Source organism: Chlamydia trachomatis A/HAR-13, from assembly GCF_000012125.1.
GTDB lineage: Bacteria > Chlamydiota > Chlamydiia > Chlamydiales > Chlamydiaceae > Chlamydia > Chlamydia trachomatis.
The window spans coordinates 1-21,087 of sequence record NC_007429.1; the positions used below are offsets into that span (position 1 = coordinate 1).

The following is a 21,087-nucleotide window of genomic DNA, read 5'->3' on the forward strand; positions in this document are numbered from 1 at the left end:
ATGAGCATCAGGGGAGTAGGAGGCAACGGGAATAGTCGAATCCCTTCTCATAATGGGGATGGATCGAATCGCAGAAGTCAAAATACGAAGAATAAAGTTGAAGATCGAGTTCGTTCTCTATATTCATCTCGTAGTAACGAAAATAGAGAATCTCCTTATGCAGTAGTAGACGTCAGCTCTATGATCGAGAGCACCCCAACGAGTGGAGAGACGACAAGAGCTTCGCGTGGAGTATTCAGTCGTTTCCAAAGAGGTTTAGGACGAGTAGCTGACAAAGTAAGACGAGCTGTTCAGCGTGCGTGGAGTTCAGTCTCTATAAGAAGATCGTCTGCAACAAGAGCCGCAGAATCCAGATCAAGTAGTCGTACTGCTCGTGGTGCAAGTTCTGGGTATAGGGAGTATTCTCCTTCAGCAGCTAGAGGGCTGCGTCTTATGTTCACAGATTTCTGGAGAACTCGGGTTTTACGCCAGACCTCTCCTATGGCTGGAGTTTTTGGGAATCTTGATGTGAACGAGGCTCGTTTGATGGCTGCGTACACAAGTGAGTGCGCGGATCATTTAGAAGCGAAGGAGTTGGCTGGCCCTGACGGGGTAGCGGCCGCCCGGGAAATTGCTAAAAGATGGGAGAAAAGAGTTAGAGATCTACAAGATAAAGGTGCTGCACGAAAATTATTAAATGATCCTTTAGGCCGACGAACACCTAATTATCAGAGCAAAAATCCAGGTGAGTATACTGTAGGGAATTCCATGTTTTACGATGGTCCTCAGGTAGCGAATCTCCAGAACGTCGACACTGGTTTTTGGCTGGACATGAGCAATCTCTCAGACGTTGTATTATCCAGAGAGATTCAAACAGGACTTCGAGCACGAGCTACTTTGGAAGAATCCATGCCGATGTTAGAGAATTTAGAAGAGCGTTTTAGACGTTTGCAAGAAACTTGTGATGCGGCTCGTACTGAGATAGAAGAATCGGGATGGACTCGAGAGTCCGCATCAAGAATGGAAGGCGATGAGGCGCAAGGACCTTCTAGAGCACAACAAGCTTTTCAGAGCTTTGTAAATGAATGTAACAGCATCGAGTTCTCATTTGGGAGCTTTGGAGAGCATGTGCGAGTTCTCTGCGCTAGAGTATCACGAGGATTAGCTGCCGCAGGAGAGGCGATTCGCCGTTGCTTCTCTTGTTGTAAAGGATCGACGCATCGCTACGCTCCTCGCGATGACCTATCTCCTGAAGGTGCATCGTTAGCAGAGACTTTGGCTAGATTCGCAGATGATATGGGAATAGAGCGAGGTGCTGATGGAACCTACGATATTCCTTTGGTAGATGATTGGAGAAGAGGGGTTCCTAGTATTGAAGGAGAAGGATCTGACTCGATCTATGAAATCATGATGCCTATCTATGAAGTTATGAATATGGATCTAGAAACACGAAGATCTTTTGCGGTACAGCAAGGGCACTATCAGGACCCAAGAGCTTCAGATTATGACCTCCCACGTGCTAGCGACTATGATTTGCCTAGAAGCCCATATCCTACTCCACCTTTGCCTCCTAGATATCAGCTACAGAATATGGATGTAGAAGCAGGGTTCCGTGAGGCAGTTTATGCTTCTTTTGTAGCAGGAATGTACAATTATGTAGTGACACAGCCGCAAGAGCGTATTCCCAATAGTCAGCAGGTGGAAGGGATTCTGCGTGATATGCTTACCAACGGGTCACAGACATTTAGAGACCTGATGAAGCGTTGGAATAGAGAAGTCGATAGGGAATAAACTGGTATCTACCATAGGTTTGTAGCAAAAAACTAAGCCCACCAAGAAGAAATTCTCTTTGGTGGGCTTCTTTTTTTATTCAAAAAAGAAAGCCCTCTTCAAGATTATACCAAGATGGGATGTATAATCTGAAAGGAAGGCGTTTTATTCTCTATCCATATGATGGTGGTGGTATCCTCCCTTAGAGGAGCAGCAGTCTCCATGACGTTTTTTGAAGCAGCATTTCAAGAAGTTTAGGCAGACCATAACCCCAGCGATTCCCGTTACTACATAAGCTGCTTGTGTCCACATGGTTCCTTCACCAAGCAGGTGAGTAAGTAGGTTTACCTTATACCCTGTTACTCCTAAAATTCCAGTGTTTATAGCTCCGAGAACAACAATAAGAGAAGATAATCCTCTACAAACTTTACAAAGCATGACGTTTCTCCAACGTAGATGTATACTTAACTCTGACTTTTAATCTTTTTTACAATTTAATAAAGTCTTTTTTTGTTCTCTCTATTAAAGATGCGTTTTGCTGTCGCAAAAGACGCTTCAGTAAGAGTGTTTTTAGTGTAAAAAAGTACGAAGGATTTTATTCTGCATAAGATCATGATTGACCATGTTTAGGATGGAAGATGACAGAGTCATATGTAAACAAAGAAGAAATCATCTCTTTAGCAAAGAATGCTGCATTGGAGTTGGAAGATGCCCACGTGGAAGAGTTCGTAACATCTATGAATGACGTCATTGCTTTAATGCAGGAAGTAATCGCGATAGATATTTCGGATATCATTCTTGAAGCTACAGTGCATCATTTCGTTGGTCCAGAGGATCTTAGAGAAGACATGGTGACTTCGGATTTTACTCAAGAAGAATTTTTATCTAACGTTCCCGTGTCGTTGGGAGGATTAGTCAAAGTCCCTACAGTTATCAAATAGGTGGAATCGCTATGTATCGTAAGAGTGCTTTAGAATTAAGAGATGCTGTAGTGAACAGAGAGCTTTCAGTTACAGCGATTACAGAATATTTTTATCATCGTATAGAAAGTCATGACGAACAGATTGGAGCTTTTCTTTCTCTTTGTAAAGAGCGGGCTTTGCTTAGAGCTTCACGTATAGATGACAAACTAGCAAAAGGAGATCCAATAGGGTTACTAGCAGGAATCCCTATCGGAGTTAAAGATAATATTCATATCACAGGAGTGAAAACAACCTGTGCTTCGAAAATGTTGGAAAACTTCGTGGCTCCCTTTGATTCCACGGTGGTGAGACGTATAGAGATGGAAGACGGGATTTTACTGGGTAAGTTGAACATGGATGAGTTTGCCATGGGATCCACAACTCGGTATTCCGCTTTTCATCCTACCAATAATCCTTGGGATTTAGAACGAGTTCCAGGGGGTTCTTCAGGTGGATCCGCGGCAGCAGTTTCGGCGAGGTTCTGTCCTATCGCGTTAGGATCGGATACCGGAGGATCGATTCGTCAACCAGCAGCATTTTGTGGAGTTGTTGGATTTAAACCTTCCTATGGAGCAGTTTCTCGCTACGGATTAGTCGCTTTTGGATCCTCTTTAGATCAGATTGGACCATTGACAACGGTGGTAGAGGATGTCGCTCTGGCAATGGATGCCTTTGCTGGTCGTGATCCCAAAGATTCCACTACGAGAGACTTTTTTAAAGGGACGTTTTCGCAAGCCTTGTCATTGGAAGTTCCTAAGTTAATCGGAGTTCCTAGAGGATTCCTAGACGGACTGCAAGAAGATTGTAAAGAAAACTTTTTCGAAGCTCTTGCTGTTATGGAACGTGAAGGCAGTCGCATTATTGATGTAGATCTCAGTGTTTTGAAACATGCGGTACCTGTTTACTATATTGTTGCTTCTGCAGAAGCTGCCACAAACTTAGCCCGTTTTGATGGTGTTCGGTATGGTCATCGTTGTGCGCAGGCTGATAACATGCATGAAATGTATGCGCGTTCTCGTAAAGAAGGCTTTGGAAAAGAAGTAACTCGTAGAATTCTTTTAGGGAATTATGTGCTTTCAGCAGAAAGACAAAACATCTTTTATAAGAAAGGAATGGCAGTTCGTGCTCGCTTAATAGACGCTTTTCAAGCTGCTTTTGAGCGCTGTGATGTGATCGCTATGCCTGTATGCGCAACGCCTGCCATCAGAGATCAGGATGTTTTGGATCCGGTTTCTCTATATCTACAGGATGTTTATACCGTAGCGGTAAACTTGGCCTATTTACCTGCCATTTCCGTTCCTTCCGGACTGTCTAAAGAGGGTCTCCCATTAGGTGTTCAATTTATTGGGGAAAGAGGTTCGGATCAGCAGATTTGTCAAGTAGGATACAGCTTCCAGGAACACTCGCAAATCAAACAATTATATCCTAAAGCAGTGAATGGACTTTTTGACGGAGGAATAGAATAATATGGGCATAGCACATACTGAATGGGAGTCTGTGATCGGTCTGGAAGTTCACGTTGAATTGAATACCGAATCCAAATTATTTAGTCCCGCACGTAATCATTTTGGTGATGAACCCAACACGAACATTTCTCCTGTATGCACAGGGATGCCAGGATCTCTTCCGGTCTTGAATAAGGATGCTGTGCGTAAAGCTGTTTTGTTCGGCTGCGCTGTAGAGGGGGATGTCGCTTTATTTAGCCGTTTTGATAGAAAATCCTATTTTTATCCTGACAGCCCAAGAAACTTTCAGATCACCCAATACGAGCATCCTATCGTAAGAGGTGGATGTATTCGTGCTGTAGTAGAAGGAGAAGAGAAAACCTTTGAGCTAGCGCAGACACATCTAGAAGATGATGCGGGGATGTTAAAACATTTTGGGGATTTTGCTGGTGTAGACTATAACAGAGCAGGGGTTCCGTTAATTGAGATTGTTTCCAAGCCTTGTATGTTTAGTGCAGAGGATGCTGTTGCATACGCCAATGCTTTGGTATCCATCCTCGGCTACATAGGTATTTCCGATTGTAATATGGAAGAAGGTTCTATCCGTTTCGATGTGAATATTTCTGTTCGCCCTCGAGGAAGTAGGGAGCTTAGAAATAAGGTAGAGATCAAAAACATGAACTCATTTACCTTTATGGCACAAGCTTTGGAAGCTGAAAAACGTCGTCAGATTGAAGAGTATCTTAGCTATCCCAATGAGGATCCAAAAAAAGTTGTTCCTGCAGCGACTTATCGTTGGGATCCTGAAAAGAAAAAAACGGTTCTGATGCGTCTCAAGGAACGAGCCGAAGATTATATGTATTTTGTAGAGCCGGATCTTCCTGTTTTGCAGATCACCGAGACTTATATTGATGAGGTGCGTCAAACATTACCAGAGCTACCTCATAGTAAATATATGCGTTACATTACAGACTTTGATATCGCTGAAGATTTAGCAATGATTCTTGTTAGTGATCGACATACGGCTCATTTCTTTGAAACAGCAACTATGTCTTGTAAGAACTATCGTGCTCTTTCGAATTGGATCACAGTCGAATTTGCGGGCCGTTGTAAAGCTAGAGGGAAGACGCTGCCATTCACGGGGATTCTTCCTGAATGGGTAGCGCAATTGGTGAACTTCATAGATCGTGGAGTGATCACAGGGAAAATCGCTAAAGAAATTGCAGATAGAATGGTCTCTTCTTTTGGGGAAAGCCCAGAAGATATTTTGCGTAGACATCCTTCGTTGTTACCTATGACGGACGACCATGCGCTACGCGCTATCGTTAAAGAGGTGGTTGCTCAAAATACCGCGTCTGTAGCGGATTACAAGAACGGGAAAGCTAAAGCTTTGGGCTTTTTGGTTGGACAGATCATGAAGCGAACAGAAGGGAAAGCTCCTCCTAAGCGAGTAAACGAATTGCTATTAGCAGCTATGCGAGATATGTAATTTGCAGCATCCTCAAAAAAGGCATAAAAGAGAAGAACCCTCTTCATAAAACTATGGAGAGGGTTCTCTTTTTAAAAGGCTTTATCGCTTTTCCAATATTATTTACGAGAGGGTTTCTTCTTTTGAGATGAATCGGATGAGGAATCCTCTTCCGAAGATTCGCTGCTGTCTTGTCTTTGCTCTTGGTCTTTATTACGATGATGCTGAGCATTTCTCTCGCTGCGAGAGAGCTTTACGACGCGGCGTGTCGTTTTCGGAGAAGAAGAGGGTTTGGATGGAGGGGTTATTCCTGAGACATCTCCTGCAGCTACGGTTTCAAGAGCATCCATATATTCAGAAGAAGAGCTGCTGTCAGAAGAATTCGAGTCGGACAGTTCTTTATCGCTATTTGGTGGAGTGTGGAAGCTAGAAGAAGAGGAGGATTCGGTATCTGAGCTTTGAGGACTGACAGAAGTTAGAATCTGCTCACTATCTGTAGAATGTGTGGTTGTAGAGGAGAAGAGTGCATCCGGTTGCATGGTTTGCAATGTTTTGTCGACCAACGGAATAGGTGTATAGTTTTTTCTTCTGATTGCCCGTTTTCGCCAAGTCTTCCCTCTTTTCATCAAACGAGGGGAATAGCGAACCTCTTCCAGAGCGGAGGATTTGCTTTCTTTAGGAAGATGGCTCTCCCAGGCAGCTAACTCAACTTGTTCGAGCTTCTTCTGCTGTTTCCATTGCTCGCGATTGCTGAGATATTGATAGGTCACTCTATGCAGAGACATCAGAGCAAAGCCGAGAGTCATAGAGCCCATTAGGAATAGAGGATTCGCTAAGATTACAGCGCCTCCGCCTACGGCAATAGCAGAAAACATCAATCCAGCAGCTGTCCCTGTTAGGATAAAAGGAAGAGAGACTGCCGCAACGGTATCAGCAATCTCTTTACTTTTCTGGGATTCGGCAAGATCTGAGACTAGCAGAGTGACTCCTAGGGCTCCAATAGCTAAGGCTGGAGCGATTGCAAATAAAGCGAGTCCAGACCCTTGTGTCCAGAGAATGATACTCACAATACAGAGAATACTAATAGCTATAAGAGCAATATCGTAAACATAGCGTAGTTTGGGGTGACGATCGGGTGCCGTCAGAAACCTGGATAAAAGCCCTTTTACCTGTTGGGGAGATTGGGGAGGGACTGGTGTTACTGGAGTCATAAAATTATCCCAAAAACAAAAAACGCTGAGTACTAGAATCTAGTATAAAATAACCAAAGAGATTGGAGGGAGATAATTTTTATTTGGTCGTAAAGATTTTAACTTACATAGATTCTAGCACTTCTTATTAAGCGGAAAAGCGTTGGGAAGGGGAGGCTGACTGGGTCGGCAAAGAGGGGTAGTTCAGATCGGGAGCAGAGGAGGAACGGGGGAGCTTGGCAGCCGCTATTTCGATTTTAAGGGAAGAACTTGGTTTATGTTCTAAAGCTGGGAAAAGGTGGGTGTAGATTTGGAAGCATGTCTCTACAGTAGCGAAAGCGATACTGACAGAGATCATAGGGAAAATAAATCCTGGAGCCCAAGTGATACAACTTACAATGCCTACAATGGTAAGCGCTAAGGAGAAAAGGGACAGAAAGGTTGCTAGAACATATCCGGAGCAACCCTGAAAGCTTTTATGGAATAGGCAGGAGATCAGACCTCTGATAGGAAATACAAATAAGCCTGCAGCACAAAGCACAGGGAAAGTAATCAGTTTGAGTATACCAAGAAGAAATCCTGCTAAAGAGGCTATGGATAATGCTGCTTTAGGGTATTTTTGAGCTAGAGGGCTCATGTAGGCAGCGGCAACTCTTTCAGGAAAAACTAAATTTAAAAAGTGATCCTGTCCTTTTATAGGTGCAACAGTGGAGGGCATTTTTCCAACTAGGTGTTATGTATGGTAAGCCCGCATTGCGGGCACAAAAATTTATATGCGAGAGATATTCTGACAAAAAATCGATAAATTGTATCTATTTTATTTATAGTTAATCAGTTTTGACTAGGATTTACTAGCTAAGAAAAGCTTCTAAATGATTTATTTGTACAATCAGTTCTATTCTCAAGAACTATGCCAGAAGTTTGCTAAAAATTTTATTAAGCAGTATGATCTACCAGATCCTAAATATTTGTTTGATAAGAGGAAGAACTCCCAATTCTAGGGAGATAAGCTGATTGTATGATGGAGTGATATGCTTAAAGTTCTTTTCCACACGATGACGCTTTTCGGGCATTTGTTATCGACGCCTATTTATATTGTCGGAGATGCTTGTGGGAAAGATCGGGATGAGTACAAGAATCCTCCTCTGAGAGCTTTTTCTTTTGAGAGCCAGTTTTTGCAAATAGAGAACGCAAAATTCAAAACTCTCCCAGATCAATCCTTGGGATATCGACAGGCGGATACCTCGTTGTTTGCTACGATTCCCGTTACCGAGATGTCGGGATTTCTTTTATCGTCTCGTTATTTAGGAGCTGAAGTCTCTTGGAAAAGCTCTAAAGAGCTGCAAGATACAGATCCGCAAGCTGTAGGATATTTCGCTTTCCAAGACAAATCTTTTTATCAGTATATCACATTGTCTGTAGGAGCCTACACACTAGCTCTTACGAATTGGCAGTGGTCTGTACTTTTTTCTGGTATGGTAGACCCTGAAAATATTGAGATTGGCTCAGGACTCTATCAGGTAGTTTTATCTTCAAAATATCATGCTTCGGAATCGTTATCTGTGATTATGGGAGTCATTAATGAGGTAGGGCTACATGATAAGCAAGCCTGGCCTTTATTAGGGTTCTCTTATAAACCTGAAGATAGACTCACACTCAATTGTATCTACCCGGTAAATTTTTCTGCAGAATACCAGTGCACACCTGTTTGCGATTTAGGAGTAGCATATCGCCTGACACGACTTCGTAAAAAATTCCCTAAAAATTCTTTGGCTACCTCTGAAGGAATTTTTGAGTATTCAGGAAGAGAAATAGAAGGGAATATCAAGCTGATTTTTTGGCCAGGACAAAGCCTCAAAATGTTTGGAGGCTATTCCGTAGGGAATGATATTTCATTGGCAAATGCTCATAACGAAGACGAAAAGATCTACAAATTCGGTTCTTCGCTGTTCTTTGGAGCTTCTGCAAATTTGCATTTCTAACAAGGTAAGTTTGTTCTATTGATTGCCCGAACCAAGCACCTCATTGAATGTTTTGAAATGTGTTTTACAGACTTTTTCTAATACAACCTGTCCTTTGTTATGAAGAATCTCTTTGGCTCGTTGCTTGACTTTCCCAGAAGCTCCTTTTAGAAGGCGGATTTGGTATTGAGATTCTAGGGCGTGTATGGAAGAGAGAAAAGCTTCACGAGCTAAGATAGAAGCTGCAGCTACCACCACGTCTTGTTCTGCACGATGACGTTGGATTAATTCAATATCCGAGCACTTCTTGCGAACAGCCTGTAGAAGGACTCTCTCTGAAGAGGCGAATTGGTCTGAAATAGCAAAGACTGCTCCTGCAGGATGAGGAGCCAAATTATCGATAATAGTGGCGTGTGTCCAAGCCAGGAGGGAGTTTAAATTCTGGAAATTGGCATATAGTGCGTTATATTTTTCTGGGAACAAGGTAATGACTTTACACGCACAAAGCGAGCGAATGTTTTGGGCTAAAGAAAGGATTTTAGCATCAGGAATGAGCTTAGAATCACAAATGCTGGTTTTATAAAGAGCTTCTATAGCTTGTGGGGAAGAAGCATATACTCCAGCAGTGCACAGAGGCCCAAAAAAATCTCCTTTTCCAGATTCATCCACACCAATGCGAGAACGTAAATCCTGTTGTACGTTCTGTGAGGAGAACGTTTGTAGAATCTCTGGCTCAAGGAAAAATTCTACAAATTCTTGAGTTCCTTTACCCTGTACTACAATTTTCCCAGATTGATATACAGTGCAGCTAACGGTCGGAGATCTTCCTTGAAATACAGTGTGAGGGGGGATAGAGATGGTGAACCCTTTCTTTTCTAGTTGTTCTCGAAGTATAGAAAATAAAGAAGGAGACAGTTGCGAAACGAAAGAGGAGGGCATGATCACCTAAGAAAAAAGATTCTAATTTTAAGAAAAGGAAGAGCTGTTACCGTAGATTCTTCTTCATATTCTATCATCCTAAAATCTTTATGATCGAAAAAATTTTCTGCGAAGAATAAAACCTTAAGTGTAACGCTTGAGAAAAAGTCTAGGAAACTTTGATACTAAAAAAGAGGAAATCTAAGAGGCCTATTTATTTCAGTAACGACAGCCTCCTTTCCTTTTTATGGGTAGAGCAAACCAGGGGAATTACATGAGCGAACATGTCCACAAAGAGTTATTACATCTAGGGGAAGTTTTTCGTTCGCAAAGAGAAGAAAGAGCGCTTTCTCTAAAAGATGTAGAAGCTGCCACATCTATTCGTTTGTCTGCATTAGAGGCTATAGAAGCAGGACATCTCGGGAAATTAATTTCTCCTGTTTATGCCCAAGGTTTTATGAAAAAATACGCAGCTTTTTTGGATATGGATGGGGATAGATTGCTGAAAGAGCATCCTTATGTATTGAAAATTTTTCAGGAATTTTCTGATCAGAATATGGACATGCTGCTTGATTTAGAATCCATGGGAGGAAGAAATTCTCCTGAGAAAGCGATCCGTAGTTGGTTAAATCTAGGCTGGGCTGGAGTCTTCGTCGTAGGTGCAGCTTGTATTTGGTGGCTAGGGAATCTATTCAACCTTTTCTAGAACGGGTATCCACTCTTCGTAGTAACTTATGAAAACTTTGTATTAACGATTGTTTCTGTAGGAGAGAATCTTTTAGTTCGTTACGCGTAAAGATTTTCCTCGATCCGGTTCTTTTGTAATGCAGGCGAGTCTTTCCAGACAATCCGAATAAGTCCACAATGGCCGGGAAAAAGTTTGGAGCAGCTAACAGCTCTTCTTCTGAAGAGAAAAATTGCAAAGAGTAGGGAGCAAAGCTATTTGCAAGAACTGTATCGGCAGCTCCTATAATTGCTAAGGAAAGAGAGGCGTCTGCATAAAACTCTCCAAACTCTATTAAGAATCTTTGAAGCGCTTGTAGTGAAGTTCCCTTTACAATGATGAGAATGTGACTAAAGGCGTAACGTCGTTTGAATTTATGTCGCAGCTTTCTTTTCCATCGTTTATGAAGCCACAACCACTGTTCAGGTTTGCATGTAATCCCTTTTTCAAGAAATCGCATGAGCCGATCCATCAACTGTTCTGTAGATTCCCGTATGGATAGCTCTGTATTTGCATGGAATGCTTTACTAGGGACGACCAGATAGTTCCCATTAGGTTTTCGGTAAATAGCAACAGCAATAACTGTTTTTTTTGTTTTGTAGGCAAGCAAAGCAGGAGAGGTGGTAGTAAAAGCTTGGGAGCCGAAAAGAGGATAAGAATATTCCGAAGAAAGTAATACTTGATCCCCAACAATGCCGACTACCTCTCCTCTGTGGAGAGCTCGTAGCGCTTGGTTAATTGCATTCTGTGGAGGAACAATTTTGCCTTGGAAAGATTCTCGCAGTGAAATGATTTTTTGATTGAGCCGACGATTCTTTACAGGTTTGGCAAAAGCCAGCCCCGGATAGCGTTTAGTAATGTAAAGGAAAGGGAGCTCCCAGTTAGCTTGGTGACCACAGAATAAAATGGCTCCTTCTTGTCGATCTAAACGTGAAAAGAAATGGTCAAGTTCTTGTTGTGAGGAAACTTCTTCTGGAAAGAAACCTTCAGGAGCATCTTCAGAAGTAGCAATAGCAATCATTTCATCGATATGTTTGGCGAATTTATCTACAGTTGCAAGCTCTACAAACGTAATGATCATCTGTTGTACGGATTGGCGTGCAATTTGATAGCGTTCGGCGAAACTTTTTTCAGGGAAAGCTAAAGCTAAATTAGTAAGAGCTGTTTTTCGGACATCAGAGATGAAATAGAAGAGAGCGGTTCCGAGCCCTTTGCTAAAAAGTCGTAAGGAGGATCGAGGAAGTAATCGTAAGATGGTCAGGACTCCAAGACCTAAACCATAAACGAGATGATCGACGAGAATTTTTCCCCCCGTACGTAATCTTTTAAAGAGCATAGTATGTGTTCCGTAAGGCTAGTATGACTTTGCTAGTAGTTACAGAAAGAAGCTTTGTGATCGAGACAGGCTCTACGTAAAAGCTTCTTTATATAAAACGCTGTTTCAGTTGAAAACGCTCATCATAGCATCAGGAAGATTTTTTCTTTAGAGAGGATGACGTTACTTGAATAATCACTTTATTTCCTGACGTACGCGCCGCTAAGGCTAAAGGTTCGCCATTTTGATCAAATAGAGTAAGTTTTCGTAAGTATTCTCTAAAGCGATGTCGAATACCTGCTTCGTCAAGGATCATATGTTTATTCGTCTTTTGTTCTTGAGCCATAACTGCCTGAACAAAAGTATTCTCTAAAGTTTTCTCGTCTAGAAATTCTACAGCCCAATGAATGAAGTGTTCTCGCTGAGATTTTACAGGAGGCTCCATAATAATAGTGAGCGCTATATTATTTTTTACAACATCTAGGAACAGATGGCTGACATCTTTTACATAAAGCGGTAGGTCCATTTGGTAGATCCCATGATTGAGTACTAGAGGAGCATTCTCTTCAAGATAGCAGTTTTGTGGGTTCACAAGTTGACTATTTTCTACAGGGAAAAATAGAAGGACCGGAAGATTAATATTAAGAGGAATAAATTCTTGTTTTAAGAAAAGAAGTCGCAAAAAATCTGCTTGCGGATCATTCAATTCCATGTAGCTATTGTCGAAAGGTATATAAACTTTTTTCCAGTCTTCAGGGACAAGGTATACTACTTCATCAAGATTCCCTTGAGCTAGACGATTGCGGTCCAGTTCTTCAAAAGAAACTTTATTAAGGTTAAAAGTTAATTCCAAACCATGATCTTTTAAAGAAGAAACGTATTCTTTAGGACCACTTACCTTTTGTACTAAATACTTAGGCCAGGTGTCTAGGTATTCATATCCTTTAGGAGCTCTGCCTATGGGTTTAGTGATAGTGACAGAAACATCTTCGGTAACAAATTGGGTTAGACGAATGAAAATGTCTTCCGATGTGACGCTTTTAATATTTTTACGTAAATGGATGTCTGTGTCCAAGCATACTAATTTGTAAGGATCGATGGTTTCTATCCAACTTTCAGTTCGTCCTTTGGCACTGATCACTATCTCTAGATTGGAAGGGCGAAGCTTCTCAACAACAGATTTATTCCCTGTAATCATCATGGCAACTTTTTTCTTTAGCAGACCATTTGCCTGCAATCCGATTACAGTCTGTTCCGGAGCTAGATCAATAACGCGTACAGGAATATTATGAAAAGTTCTCGTTACCGTAATGGACTGATTTGCAAGCGCCCAGATAATAATGGCAAAACCTAAAGAAACGAGTTTTTGGAGCCAATTACGAGAAATCCAAGAGACGAAATTGATCATTTTTTACGCATCCAGGAGATAATAGGGTTTGTTTTTCGTTCATTGCGCGTTAGGATACTTCGCAGAATGGCTTTAAATCTATCCATCTTTACTCCACGAGTTAAAATTCCATCACGAGCTAAGGAAACTGCACCGGTCTTTTCTGATACTACAATCACGAGAGCATCGGTACGCTGACTAGCACCGAGTGCTGCACGATGACGCGTTCCCATGGGATCGCGACAGTTGTGTGGTATCATGAGCAAGAGGAAGAATTACTCTAGCGTAAGAGATAGTCTTGCCTCTCATTAACACGGCTCCATCATGTAGATGGGAGGAGGGCTCAAAAATAGCTTCGAGAAGTTCTTCTGAAAAATCTGCATTAATTTTCACGGCAGAGAGATTAAGCAGATCATTCAAAAGACGCTCATTTTCTAATACAATGAGAGCTCCGATTTGTCGTTCAGCCATGCGATAGATGCATGCTGTCAAATGGTCAATGAATTCGTCTTGCATATTGATGACAAATTTCTCTCTACACAAGCGTATCCTAGAGAGAGCAAGGCGAATTTCTGGTTGGAAGATAATAAATACCACGATAGCCGCAATATTCACTACATGAAGCATCAAATTGCGAATAACGGGGAGATGAAGTTTTTCTGCTAGAACAAATAGGCAAAGAAAAGACAACAAGCCAAAGACGAGGTCCATGGCGCCTGTTCCCCAGAAAAACTTTAGCAAATAATTAAGGACCACCCAAATTAAAGCTATCTCCAACAGAGGTGTGGTGTAATACGTTATACCTACGAACATCTATATAAGATAACCCTAGCAGTTGAAGTGTTTTCATTATTTTCAGCAAAACAAGAAGCTGTACCAACTCCTTGAAACTTATTACGGATGAACCGAAGTCAAGGAAGGTCTTAAGAAGGCCTTTGGGAAAGGACTCATCCCTAGTTTAGCTGGAAGACAGTTAATGGCAAAGTATTTTGTGGAAAAGGGCTGTTTTAACAACTGGTGACAGGGAAACGTGCATAGTATATATACTAAAAAGAATACTAGAAGTTTTTGATTTGGAGAGCCAAATATGAGTGCTGAGATATTGGCGAGAGTACAGTTTGCGTTGTTTATCGGATTTCATTATCTGTTTGTCCCCATTAGTTTGGGATTAAGTATGATGATTGTTCTTATGGAGGGGCTCTACTTATTCACAAAAAAAAGTATTTATAAGCAGTTGACCTGGTTTTGGATTAAGATTTTCACCTTAACTTTTGTTGTTGGCGTTGTCACAGGATTGATGCAGATTTTTTCCTTCGGAGCAAATTGGTCTCGATTCGTAGAATATACTGGAAACGTATTTGGAATGTTCCTTGGTAGCGAGGGAATGTTTGCTTTCTTCTTAGAATCTGGATTTCTAGGAGTTTTGTTATTTGGTCGCTATAAAGTATCAAAAAAAATGCACTTTTTTTCAGCCTGTATGGTTGCGCTCGGCGCTCACATGAGTGCTTTTTGGATTGTTTGTGCGAACTCTTGGATGCAAACGCCTTCCGGTTATGAAATGGTCATGCGTAATGGTATGTTAGTTCCCCAAATGACTTCTTTTTGGGCAGCGGTGTTGTCTCCTTCTGCTTTGCAGCGTTTTACACATGTTGTTCTTGGCGCTTGGTTATCTGGGATATTTCTTGTTCTTTCTGTTAGTGCTCACTATCTACGTAAAGAGCGGCATAAAGATTTTGCGAATCAGGGGTTAAAAATCAGCATGTTTTGTGCTTTCCTTGTTTTGGCTTTGCAGCTTTGGTCAGCAGATGTCACTGCAAGAGGGGTCGCTAAACACCAACCTGCCAAGCTTGCTGCGTTTGAAGGTGTTTTTAAGACTCAAGGACACACCCCAATTTATTTACTCGGCATTGTAGATATGAAAAAAGAGCGAGTCATTGGGATCCCCATTCCTTCTGGTTTATCGCTTCTTGTTCACCGAAATGCAAAAACTCCTGTTACAGGACTGGATCAGTTCCCTAAAGACGAATGGCCAAATGTCGCTTTCGTTTTTCAAACGTATCACTTAATGGTCATGTTATGGGGAGTAATGGTACTTTTAGCTCTGATAGCCTTTGCTGTGTATAAGAAAAAATCTTGGAGCTGCAAGAAGGGGATCTTATGGATACTTTCCTTCTCTGTGCTATGTCCTGAGTTATGTAATGAAATCGGCTGGATTTCTACAGAGGTAGGGCGTCAACCTTGGGTTGTTTATGGCTTATTAAAAACTAAAGATGCGACCTCTCCTATCGTGAACGCAGGGCAAATTTGGCAGTCTTTGATCCTGTTTTCGATTATTTTTATTTGTTTATTAAGTGTCTTTGTCTCGCTTCTTTTGAAAAAGATAGGTGAGGGACCAGATGAGCAAGACCTTATAGAAGTAGATTTGTGAGGGCCTTCTTTATGGAGTTTTCTTTAGCAACGATTCTTCCTGTTGTTTGGTATGTTATTCTTTGCATCGCTGTATTTGCTTATTCTTTAGGAGACGGATTTGATTTAGGATTGAGCACGATCTATTTTCTTTCTAAAGATGAGAAAGAACGTAGGCTACTCTTAAACTCAATAGGCCCCATATGGGATGGCAATGAAGTATGGTTTGTCATCATGTTTGCTGGATTGTTTGCAGGGTTCCCGACCGCTTATGGAACCCTGCTTTCCATCTTTTACATGCCTATTTGGACTATGGTCATGCTATACATATTCCGAGGCTGTTCTCTAGAGTTTCGTAGTAAAGCAGAGTCTAACCGATGGAAGCTGTTCTGGGATGTTCTCTTTTCTATCTCAGGGATGTCTATTAGCTTTTTCCTGGGGACATTAGCTGGGAATTTATTAGTTGGATTTCCGATCGCTCCAGATACTTCGTATAGTTCTTTATCTTGGAAACTATTTTTCCGCCCTTATCCAGTATTATGTGGGTTATTTGTAGTTACTGCATTTGCTCTACATGGGATTAGTTTTGCTTTAATGAAAACTACAGAAGGGCTGCACGAACGTTTGAAAAATAAATTTTCTTATGTTCTGTCTAGTTACTTGGTTTTGTATCTTTCCTTGCTCATTGCGACTATTTTAGGGATGCCTCAGACCCTAGGAGTGTGCTGTCGTATTGAAGGCGCTCCTGGTATACCAGCGTATCCACTCATCATCTTATTATCGGTAGTAACGTTGTCTTGCTGTTATGCAGAAAAGAGAGCGGTCTCTATTGGTAAATACGGGAAAGCTTTTGTTCTCTCTTGTATCAACTTGTTGTCTCCAATACTTGCGTATAACATATTGCTCTTCCCTAATTTATTAGTATCTACGGTGGATAATCGTTATACTATGACTGTGTTTAACGCAGCCGCGGAAACGCGAACCTTACAACACCTAGTCACTATTGTTTTAATTGGGCTCCCGTTTGTCGTTGCTTACGCGGTATACATATACCGGGTGTTCAGAGGCAAAACAGATTTCCCTTCGATTTACTAATTGCAGTAGGGTACAAGGCTCTTGAAAAGGAGCCTTGTATCTTGTGCAAACAAAAGAGATGGGGATAGCGAAAAATCACAATTTTTCTTTGAGAAAGTTAAAGAATAGTTGCAGCAGCTGCAGCTAGTTCGGAACGTTCCGTTCGGGTCATAAACATATGTCCATACAAAGGTAAATGGTGAAACTTTCCTACTAGGTAGGTGAGACCATTGGAATTTTCATCAAAATATAGACTGTCTATTTGGGTAGGATCGCCGGTTAACACAATTTTTGTTCCTTTCCCGGCTCGAGAGATGATTGTTTTGATTTCATGGGGTGTGAGGTTTTGCGCCTCGTCGATGATCATAAATACTTTAGGTAGAGAGCGTCCTCGGATGTAAGTAAGCGCTTCCATTTCGAGTTTTTTTGTTTCCATTAAACTATGCAAAGTTTCTGAAAAGTCGCCCATATTATTCACATCGAATAAAAATTCCATGTTGTCATAGATCGGTTGCATCCAATGCATGAGCTTCGCTTCTTTTATACCAGGAAGAAATCCAATGTCCTTCCCCATAGGAATAATGGGTCTGCTAACTAAGAGTTTGTTATATTTAGGTTTCTCAAACACTTGGTACATTGCTGCCGCTAAGGCCAGTATTGTCTTTCCGGATCCAGCTTGTCCCATCAAGGTCACAAGTTTAATATCGTCTCTTAGTAGTAGATCTAGAGCGCATCGTTGTTCTATGTTCAAAGGCTTGACACCCCAAATTTTTTCTGGAGCAGGCTTGAGGGATAGGATTTTGTTATCTTTAGAGCTATAGCGACCAACAGCGGAATAGTTATCAGAGTCGCCAGAAAGAAAAAAGTATTCGTTAGGAGAAGGTAAAGGAGATAGATCTGAAGGGAAGGCGATAGAGCCATCCTTATAGAAATATTCAATTGTGCTATTCGCTACCTTTAGTTTTCTATGTCCACGGTAAAGGGATTGGAAAGATACGCATTTATTTTCATAGTCTTTAGCTTCGATCCCTAGTGCTTCCGCATGGACTCGTCTGCCAAGACTTTTGGTTACGAAAACAACAGACTCTCGTTGAGAAATGATTTGGAGTAGCTCTAGCGTGAGGTGTTTTTTCTGTTTCTTGTGGTTTGAAAGATTGACTAGAGGAGAGACTTCAATACATAACTCGCTGCCGTTTTTTAATAAAATTTGACCAGAAGAGGGTCTTTCCGACTGCTCTAGTAATACACGAATATTGCCCAATGCTCTGGAAGCATTTTTCCCTGATTCATCTCGAAACTTTGCGCAGGATTCCAATTCTTCGATTACTGTAAAAGGGATAATGATGCGAGTGTTAGAAAAAGAGGAAAGGGCCTTAGGATCGTAAATCAAAACGCTGGTATCAATAACAGAGGTTTTTTTCATTACAAATTCCTAAATGACTCAAGTGTAAGGGGGAGATAGTACTTTGATTGTGTATCATATCCAGAAAAATTAAAACATGTCTTTGTTAGAGAGAAGTCGGGAGAGAGGGTTTTTAGCAATCAACCTCCGCGTGTGCTAATCTGTTTGTCAAAAATGTACCCCTTAACTACAATGCCGAGGAAAGTGAGTCCTTCTGTTGGAGGTTGTTATGAAAGTTAAAATTAATGATCAGTTCATTTGTATTTCCCCATACATTTCTGCTCGATGGAATCAGATAGCTTTCATAGAGTCTTGTGATGGAGGGACGGAAGGGGGTATTACTTTGAAACTCCATTTAATTGATGGAGAGACAGTCTCTATACCTAATCTAGGACAAGCGATTGTTGATGAGGTGTTCCAAGAGCACTTGCTATATTTAGAGTCCACAGCTCCTCAGAAAAACAAGGAAGAGGAAAAAATTAGCTCTTTGTTAGGAGCTGTTCAACAAATGGCTAAAGGATGCGAAGTACAGGTTTTTTCTCAAAAGGGCTTGGTTTCTATGTTACTAGGAGGAGCTGGTTCGATTAATATGTTGTTGCAACATTCTCCAGAACATAAGGATCATCCTGATCTTCCTACCGATTTACTGGAGAGGATAGCGCAAATGATGCGTTCATTATCTATAGGACCAACTTCTATTTTAGCTAAGCCAGAGCCTCATTGCAACTGTTTGCATTGTCAAATTGGACGAGCTACAGTGGAAGAAGAGGATGCCGGAGTATCGGATGAGGATCTTACTTTTCGTTCATGGGATATCTCTCAAAGTGGAGAAAAGATGTACACTGTTACAGATCCTTTGAATCCAGAAGAGCAGTTTAATGTGTATTTAGGAACGCCGATTGGATGCACATGTGGGCAGCCATACTGTGAACACGTGAAAGCTGTTCTTTATACTTAAGAATAGTCCGAAGAAGACTGGCGTTTTCAGAGTAAAAGATCGAACAGTCGCGGTTGACTTTTTCCTTTAAGTCAATAATAATTCCCTCTCTAGAGGATAAGTCTTCTAGAGCTGCGAATGCCTCATTGGAGGCTCAGATTTTAGCGAATTGCAGGAGTTTTTGCGTGCGAACGTTGTCTATTTCTATGCTCATTTTTGCCCTTTCTTGTGGGGCAGATGCCTGCTTATGTGCTGCGGATCTTTCCAAAGCAAAAGTTGAGGCTTCTGTCGGTGATAGAGCGGCTTTCTCTCCGTTTACAGGAGAGATCAAAGGAAATCGTGTGCGTTTACGTTTGGCTCCGCATACGGATAGTTTTATCATTAAAGAGTTATCTAAAGGTGACTGTCTAGCTGTTCTAGGAGAGAGCAAAGACTACTACGTAGTAGCTGCTCCTGAAGGAGTTCGTGGTTATGTATTTCGAACTTTTGTTCTCGATAATGTGATTGAAGGGGAGAAGGTTAATGTTCGGTTAGAGCCTTCGACTTCTGCTCCTATCTTAGCAAGATTGTCTAAAGGAACTGTTGTAAAGACTTTGGGCGCAGCTCAGGGTAAGTGGATAGAAATTGCTCTTCCCAAGCAATGTGTTTTTTATGTTGCGAAGAATTTTGTGAAGAATGTTGGGGCTTTGGACCTATACAATCAAAAAGAAGGGCAAAAAAAATTAGCTTTAGATCTATTGAGTTCCGCTATGCATTTTGCAGATGCTGAGTTGCAGAAAAAGATAGAGGATATTGATTTAGACGCCATTTATAAGAAAATGAATCTTGCGCAGTCTGAAGAATTTAAGGATGTCCCAGGTTTACAATCGTTGGTACAAAAAGCCTTAGAGAGGGTTCAAGAAGCTTTCCTAGCAAAATCCTTGGAGAAGAGTTCTGTAAAAGTCCCAGAGATCCAGCATAAAGTTTTGGAAGAGATCGCTGTAGTTTCTCCAGCTGTTGAGGAAACCCCAGTTGTGACAAAAATAGAAGAACAAAAGGTTACAACGGTTCCTGTTCCTGCTCCCGCTGTTGTTACAGAGCCGGCTCAAGATTTAAGCTCTGTCAAAGGTTCTTTGTTATCGCATTATATCCGTAAAAAAGGTTTCGTTAAGGCCTCTCCTGTTATAGAAGGAAGAGAGAGTTTTGAGCGTTCTTTGTTTGCTGTTTGGGTAAGTCTTCAGCCCGAAGAGATTCAGCATCAGCTCACTATGGAATCTTTTTATAGAGATGAACAGAAGAAGAAACGAGTGCTGACCGGAGAACTCGAAGTGTATCCTCACATCGTTAAAAATAATCCTGGCGATTATCTCTTGAAAAATGGTGAAGACGTAGTGGCCTTTGTCTATGCTACTAGTATCGATTTGAGTAAATGGTTAGGAAAATCTGTAGTTTTAGAGTGTGTCTCTAGACCAAATAATCATTTTGCTTTTCCCGCCTATATTGTTTTGTCAGTAAAAGAAGGGGCATAAGCAAGTTCAATAGGAGTCTTGTTACTTAGGTAACAAGACTCTTCTTCTTTTTTCTTTTTTGCTAAGAGCTACGCGGGGTTTCTAATAATGTCTCTTCCGGGATTCCTGATTGAGGAGAGTCTGGCAATTGAATAGAGGCATCCTGTTCTGGAAGTAGAGAGGGCGAAAAAGTTCTATGGAAAAAAGCTTTAACAGCCCGGAAGATTTTTAGAATAAGGGATCCAAGGCAAACTAAAGCTTTGATTCCAAAGACTTCTTGCATCGCTTTTGTGTGCACTTGTGGCCATTCTTTTTTAATGATAGAGCAGGGGAACTTATCGCAAGGAATGTTCGGGTCATTTTGACAGAGGAATCCTCCTGTTCGTTGTACAAAGGCTGTATGTAATTTGCGCATGTTATACAAGGTGCGAATCCCTACAACTGTGCTCAGAATGGGCACATAGCTGCAAAAAGATGTCAGCGCATTACGACGAAGATAGTTGTGTTGTAAGCAATCCCATGCCGGGAGGCTATCCGTATTGTGGGCATGCTGCATGAAAAAAAAGGTACTAGAAAAAACGTACACGAAGAATACTCCCTTAAAAAGGTAAAGCTTCTAGCTTTTGAAGCGGGGAGAAGTACAGAGGCAAAAAATGCGGACG

Annotated in this window: 18 protein-coding genes and 1 pseudogene; 10 read left to right on the plus strand and 9 right to left on the minus strand. The window is 41.4% G+C overall.

Annotated elements, in window-relative coordinates:
• Nucleotides 1-1,770 (plus strand): type III secretion system early effector TepP, encoded by a 1,770-nt coding sequence (locus CTA_RS00005; protein ID WP_011324514.1) that lies wholly within the window; start codon nt 1-3, stop codon nt 1,768-1,770.
• A gap of 144 nt (nt 1,771-1,914) precedes the next feature.
• Here CTA_RS00005 and CTA_RS00010 read toward each other — a convergent pair whose 3' ends face one another.
• On the minus strand, nt 1,915-2,187 hold the full coding sequence (locus CTA_RS00010; protein ID WP_009871347.1) for a DUF378 domain-containing protein: 273 nt from the start codon (nt 2,185-2,187) through the stop codon (nt 1,915-1,917).
• A gap of 200 nt (nt 2,188-2,387) precedes the next feature.
• On the opposite strand from CTA_RS00010, the gene gatC reads away from it, so the two are divergent.
• Genes gatC through gatB form a run of 3 tightly spaced genes read left to right on the plus strand, consistent with a single transcriptional unit; the run spans nt 2,388 to nt 5,645 of the window.
• The gene (gene gatC / locus CTA_RS00015; RefSeq protein WP_009871348.1) at nt 2,388-2,690 is read left to right on the plus strand and encodes an Asp-tRNA(Asn)/Glu-tRNA(Gln) amidotransferase subunit GatC; all 303 of its coding nucleotides are present in this window, start codon (nt 2,388-2,390) and stop codon (nt 2,688-2,690) included.
• Between the two features lie 11 nt (nt 2,691-2,701).
• Entirely contained in the window at nt 2,702-4,177 is a 1,476-nt protein-coding gene (gene gatA, locus CTA_RS00020) for an Asp-tRNA(Asn)/Glu-tRNA(Gln) amidotransferase subunit GatA (RefSeq protein ID WP_009871349.1), read from the plus strand.
• Nucleotide 4,178: 1 nt separating this feature from the next.
• Nucleotides 4,179-5,645 (plus strand): Asp-tRNA(Asn)/Glu-tRNA(Gln) amidotransferase subunit GatB, encoded by a 1,467-nt coding sequence (gene gatB, locus CTA_RS00025; RefSeq protein WP_011324515.1) that lies wholly within the window; start codon nt 4,179-4,181, stop codon nt 5,643-5,645.
• Between the two features lie 98 nt (nt 5,646-5,743).
• Here gatB and CTA_RS00030 read toward each other — a convergent pair whose 3' ends face one another.
• On the minus strand, nt 5,744-6,835 hold the full coding sequence (locus CTA_RS00030) for an IncV family inclusion membrane protein (protein WP_009871351.1): 1,092 nt from the start codon (nt 6,833-6,835) through the stop codon (nt 5,744-5,746).
• 127 nt (nt 6,836-6,962) lie between these two features.
• The gene (locus CTA_RS00035) at nt 6,963-7,532 is read right to left on the minus strand and encodes a DUF5422 family protein (protein WP_009871352.1); all 570 of its coding nucleotides are present in this window, start codon (nt 7,530-7,532) and stop codon (nt 6,963-6,965) included.
• A 313-nt stretch (nt 7,533-7,845) separates the two neighbouring features.
• Between CTA_RS00035 and CTA_RS00040 the strand changes: the two genes are divergently transcribed.
• Nucleotides 7,846-8,796: a hypothetical protein gene (locus CTA_RS00040; RefSeq protein WP_011324516.1), complete on the plus strand. Its 951-nt coding sequence runs from the start codon at nt 7,846-7,848 to the stop codon at nt 8,794-8,796.
• A 15-nt stretch (nt 8,797-8,811) separates the two neighbouring features.
• On the opposite strand, the gene rnhC is transcribed toward CTA_RS00040, so the two are convergent.
• The gene (gene rnhC / locus CTA_RS00045; RefSeq protein ID WP_009871354.1) at nt 8,812-9,714 is read right to left on the minus strand and encodes a ribonuclease HIII; all 903 of its coding nucleotides are present in this window, start codon (nt 9,712-9,714) and stop codon (nt 8,812-8,814) included.
• Nucleotides 9,715-9,967: 253 nt separating this feature from the next.
• On the opposite strand from rnhC, the gene CTA_RS00050 reads away from it, so the two are divergent.
• On the plus strand, nt 9,968-10,399 hold the full coding sequence (locus CTA_RS00050; RefSeq protein WP_009871355.1) for a helix-turn-helix domain-containing protein: 432 nt from the start codon (nt 9,968-9,970) through the stop codon (nt 10,397-10,399).
• Here the strand turns inward: CTA_RS00050 and CTA_RS00055 are convergent.
• The 3 genes and pseudogenes from CTA_RS00055 to cdaA form a co-directional block, all read right to left on the minus strand.
• Complete coding sequence (locus tag CTA_RS00055) at nt 10,386-11,753, minus strand: lipid A biosynthesis lauroyl acyltransferase (RefSeq protein WP_009871356.1); 1,368 nt, start codon at nt 11,751-11,753, stop codon at nt 10,386-10,388. The two genes, CTA_RS00050 and CTA_RS00055, sit on opposite strands and share 14 nt — an antisense overlap.
• A gap of 130 nt (nt 11,754-11,883) precedes the next feature.
• Nucleotides 11,884-13,140 carry a hypothetical protein gene (locus CTA_RS00060; protein ID WP_011324517.1) on the minus strand — a complete coding sequence of 419 codons (1,257 nt, stop codon included), beginning with the start codon at nt 13,138-13,140 and terminating at the stop codon, nt 11,884-11,886.
• Nucleotides 13,137-13,932: pseudogene (gene cdaA / locus CTA_RS00065) on the minus strand (diadenylate cyclase CdaA). Before cdaA ends, CTA_RS00060 begins: the two are co-directional and overlap by 4 nt.
• 274 nt (nt 13,933-14,206) lie before the next feature.
• Here cdaA and CTA_RS00070 point away from each other — a divergent pair.
• Nucleotides 14,207-15,547: a cytochrome ubiquinol oxidase subunit I gene (locus CTA_RS00070; RefSeq protein WP_011324519.1), complete on the plus strand. Its 1,341-nt coding sequence runs from the start codon at nt 14,207-14,209 to the stop codon at nt 15,545-15,547.
• Nucleotides 15,548-15,558: 11 nt separating this feature from the next.
• Nucleotides 15,559-16,620, plus strand: a complete 1,062-nt coding sequence (cydB, locus tag CTA_RS00075; protein ID WP_011324520.1) for a cytochrome d ubiquinol oxidase subunit II — start codon at nt 15,559-15,561, stop codon at nt 16,618-16,620.
• A gap of 97 nt (nt 16,621-16,717) precedes the next feature.
• On the opposite strand, the gene CTA_RS00080 is transcribed toward cydB, so the two are convergent.
• Nucleotides 16,718-18,022 (minus strand): PhoH family protein, encoded by a 1,305-nt coding sequence (locus CTA_RS00080; protein ID WP_010724983.1) that lies wholly within the window; start codon nt 18,020-18,022, stop codon nt 16,718-16,720.
• A 208-nt stretch (nt 18,023-18,230) separates the two neighbouring features.
• Here CTA_RS00080 and CTA_RS00085 point away from each other — a divergent pair, with 208 nt between their 5' ends.
• Nucleotides 18,231-18,959 (plus strand): hypothetical protein, encoded by a 729-nt coding sequence (locus tag CTA_RS00085; RefSeq protein WP_009872316.1) that lies wholly within the window; start codon nt 18,231-18,233, stop codon nt 18,957-18,959.
• 185 nt (nt 18,960-19,144) lie between these two features.
• Nucleotides 19,145-20,446: an SH3 domain-containing protein gene (locus CTA_RS00090; RefSeq protein WP_011324521.1), complete on the plus strand. Its 1,302-nt coding sequence runs from the start codon at nt 19,145-19,147 to the stop codon at nt 20,444-20,446.
• 61 nt (nt 20,447-20,507) lie between these two features.
• On the opposite strand, the gene CTA_RS00095 is transcribed toward CTA_RS00090, so the two are convergent.
• Entirely contained in the window at nt 20,508-20,981 is a 474-nt protein-coding gene (locus CTA_RS00095; RefSeq protein WP_011324522.1) for a hypothetical protein, read from the minus strand.
• Between the last annotated feature and the right edge of the window lie 106 nt (nt 20,982-21,087).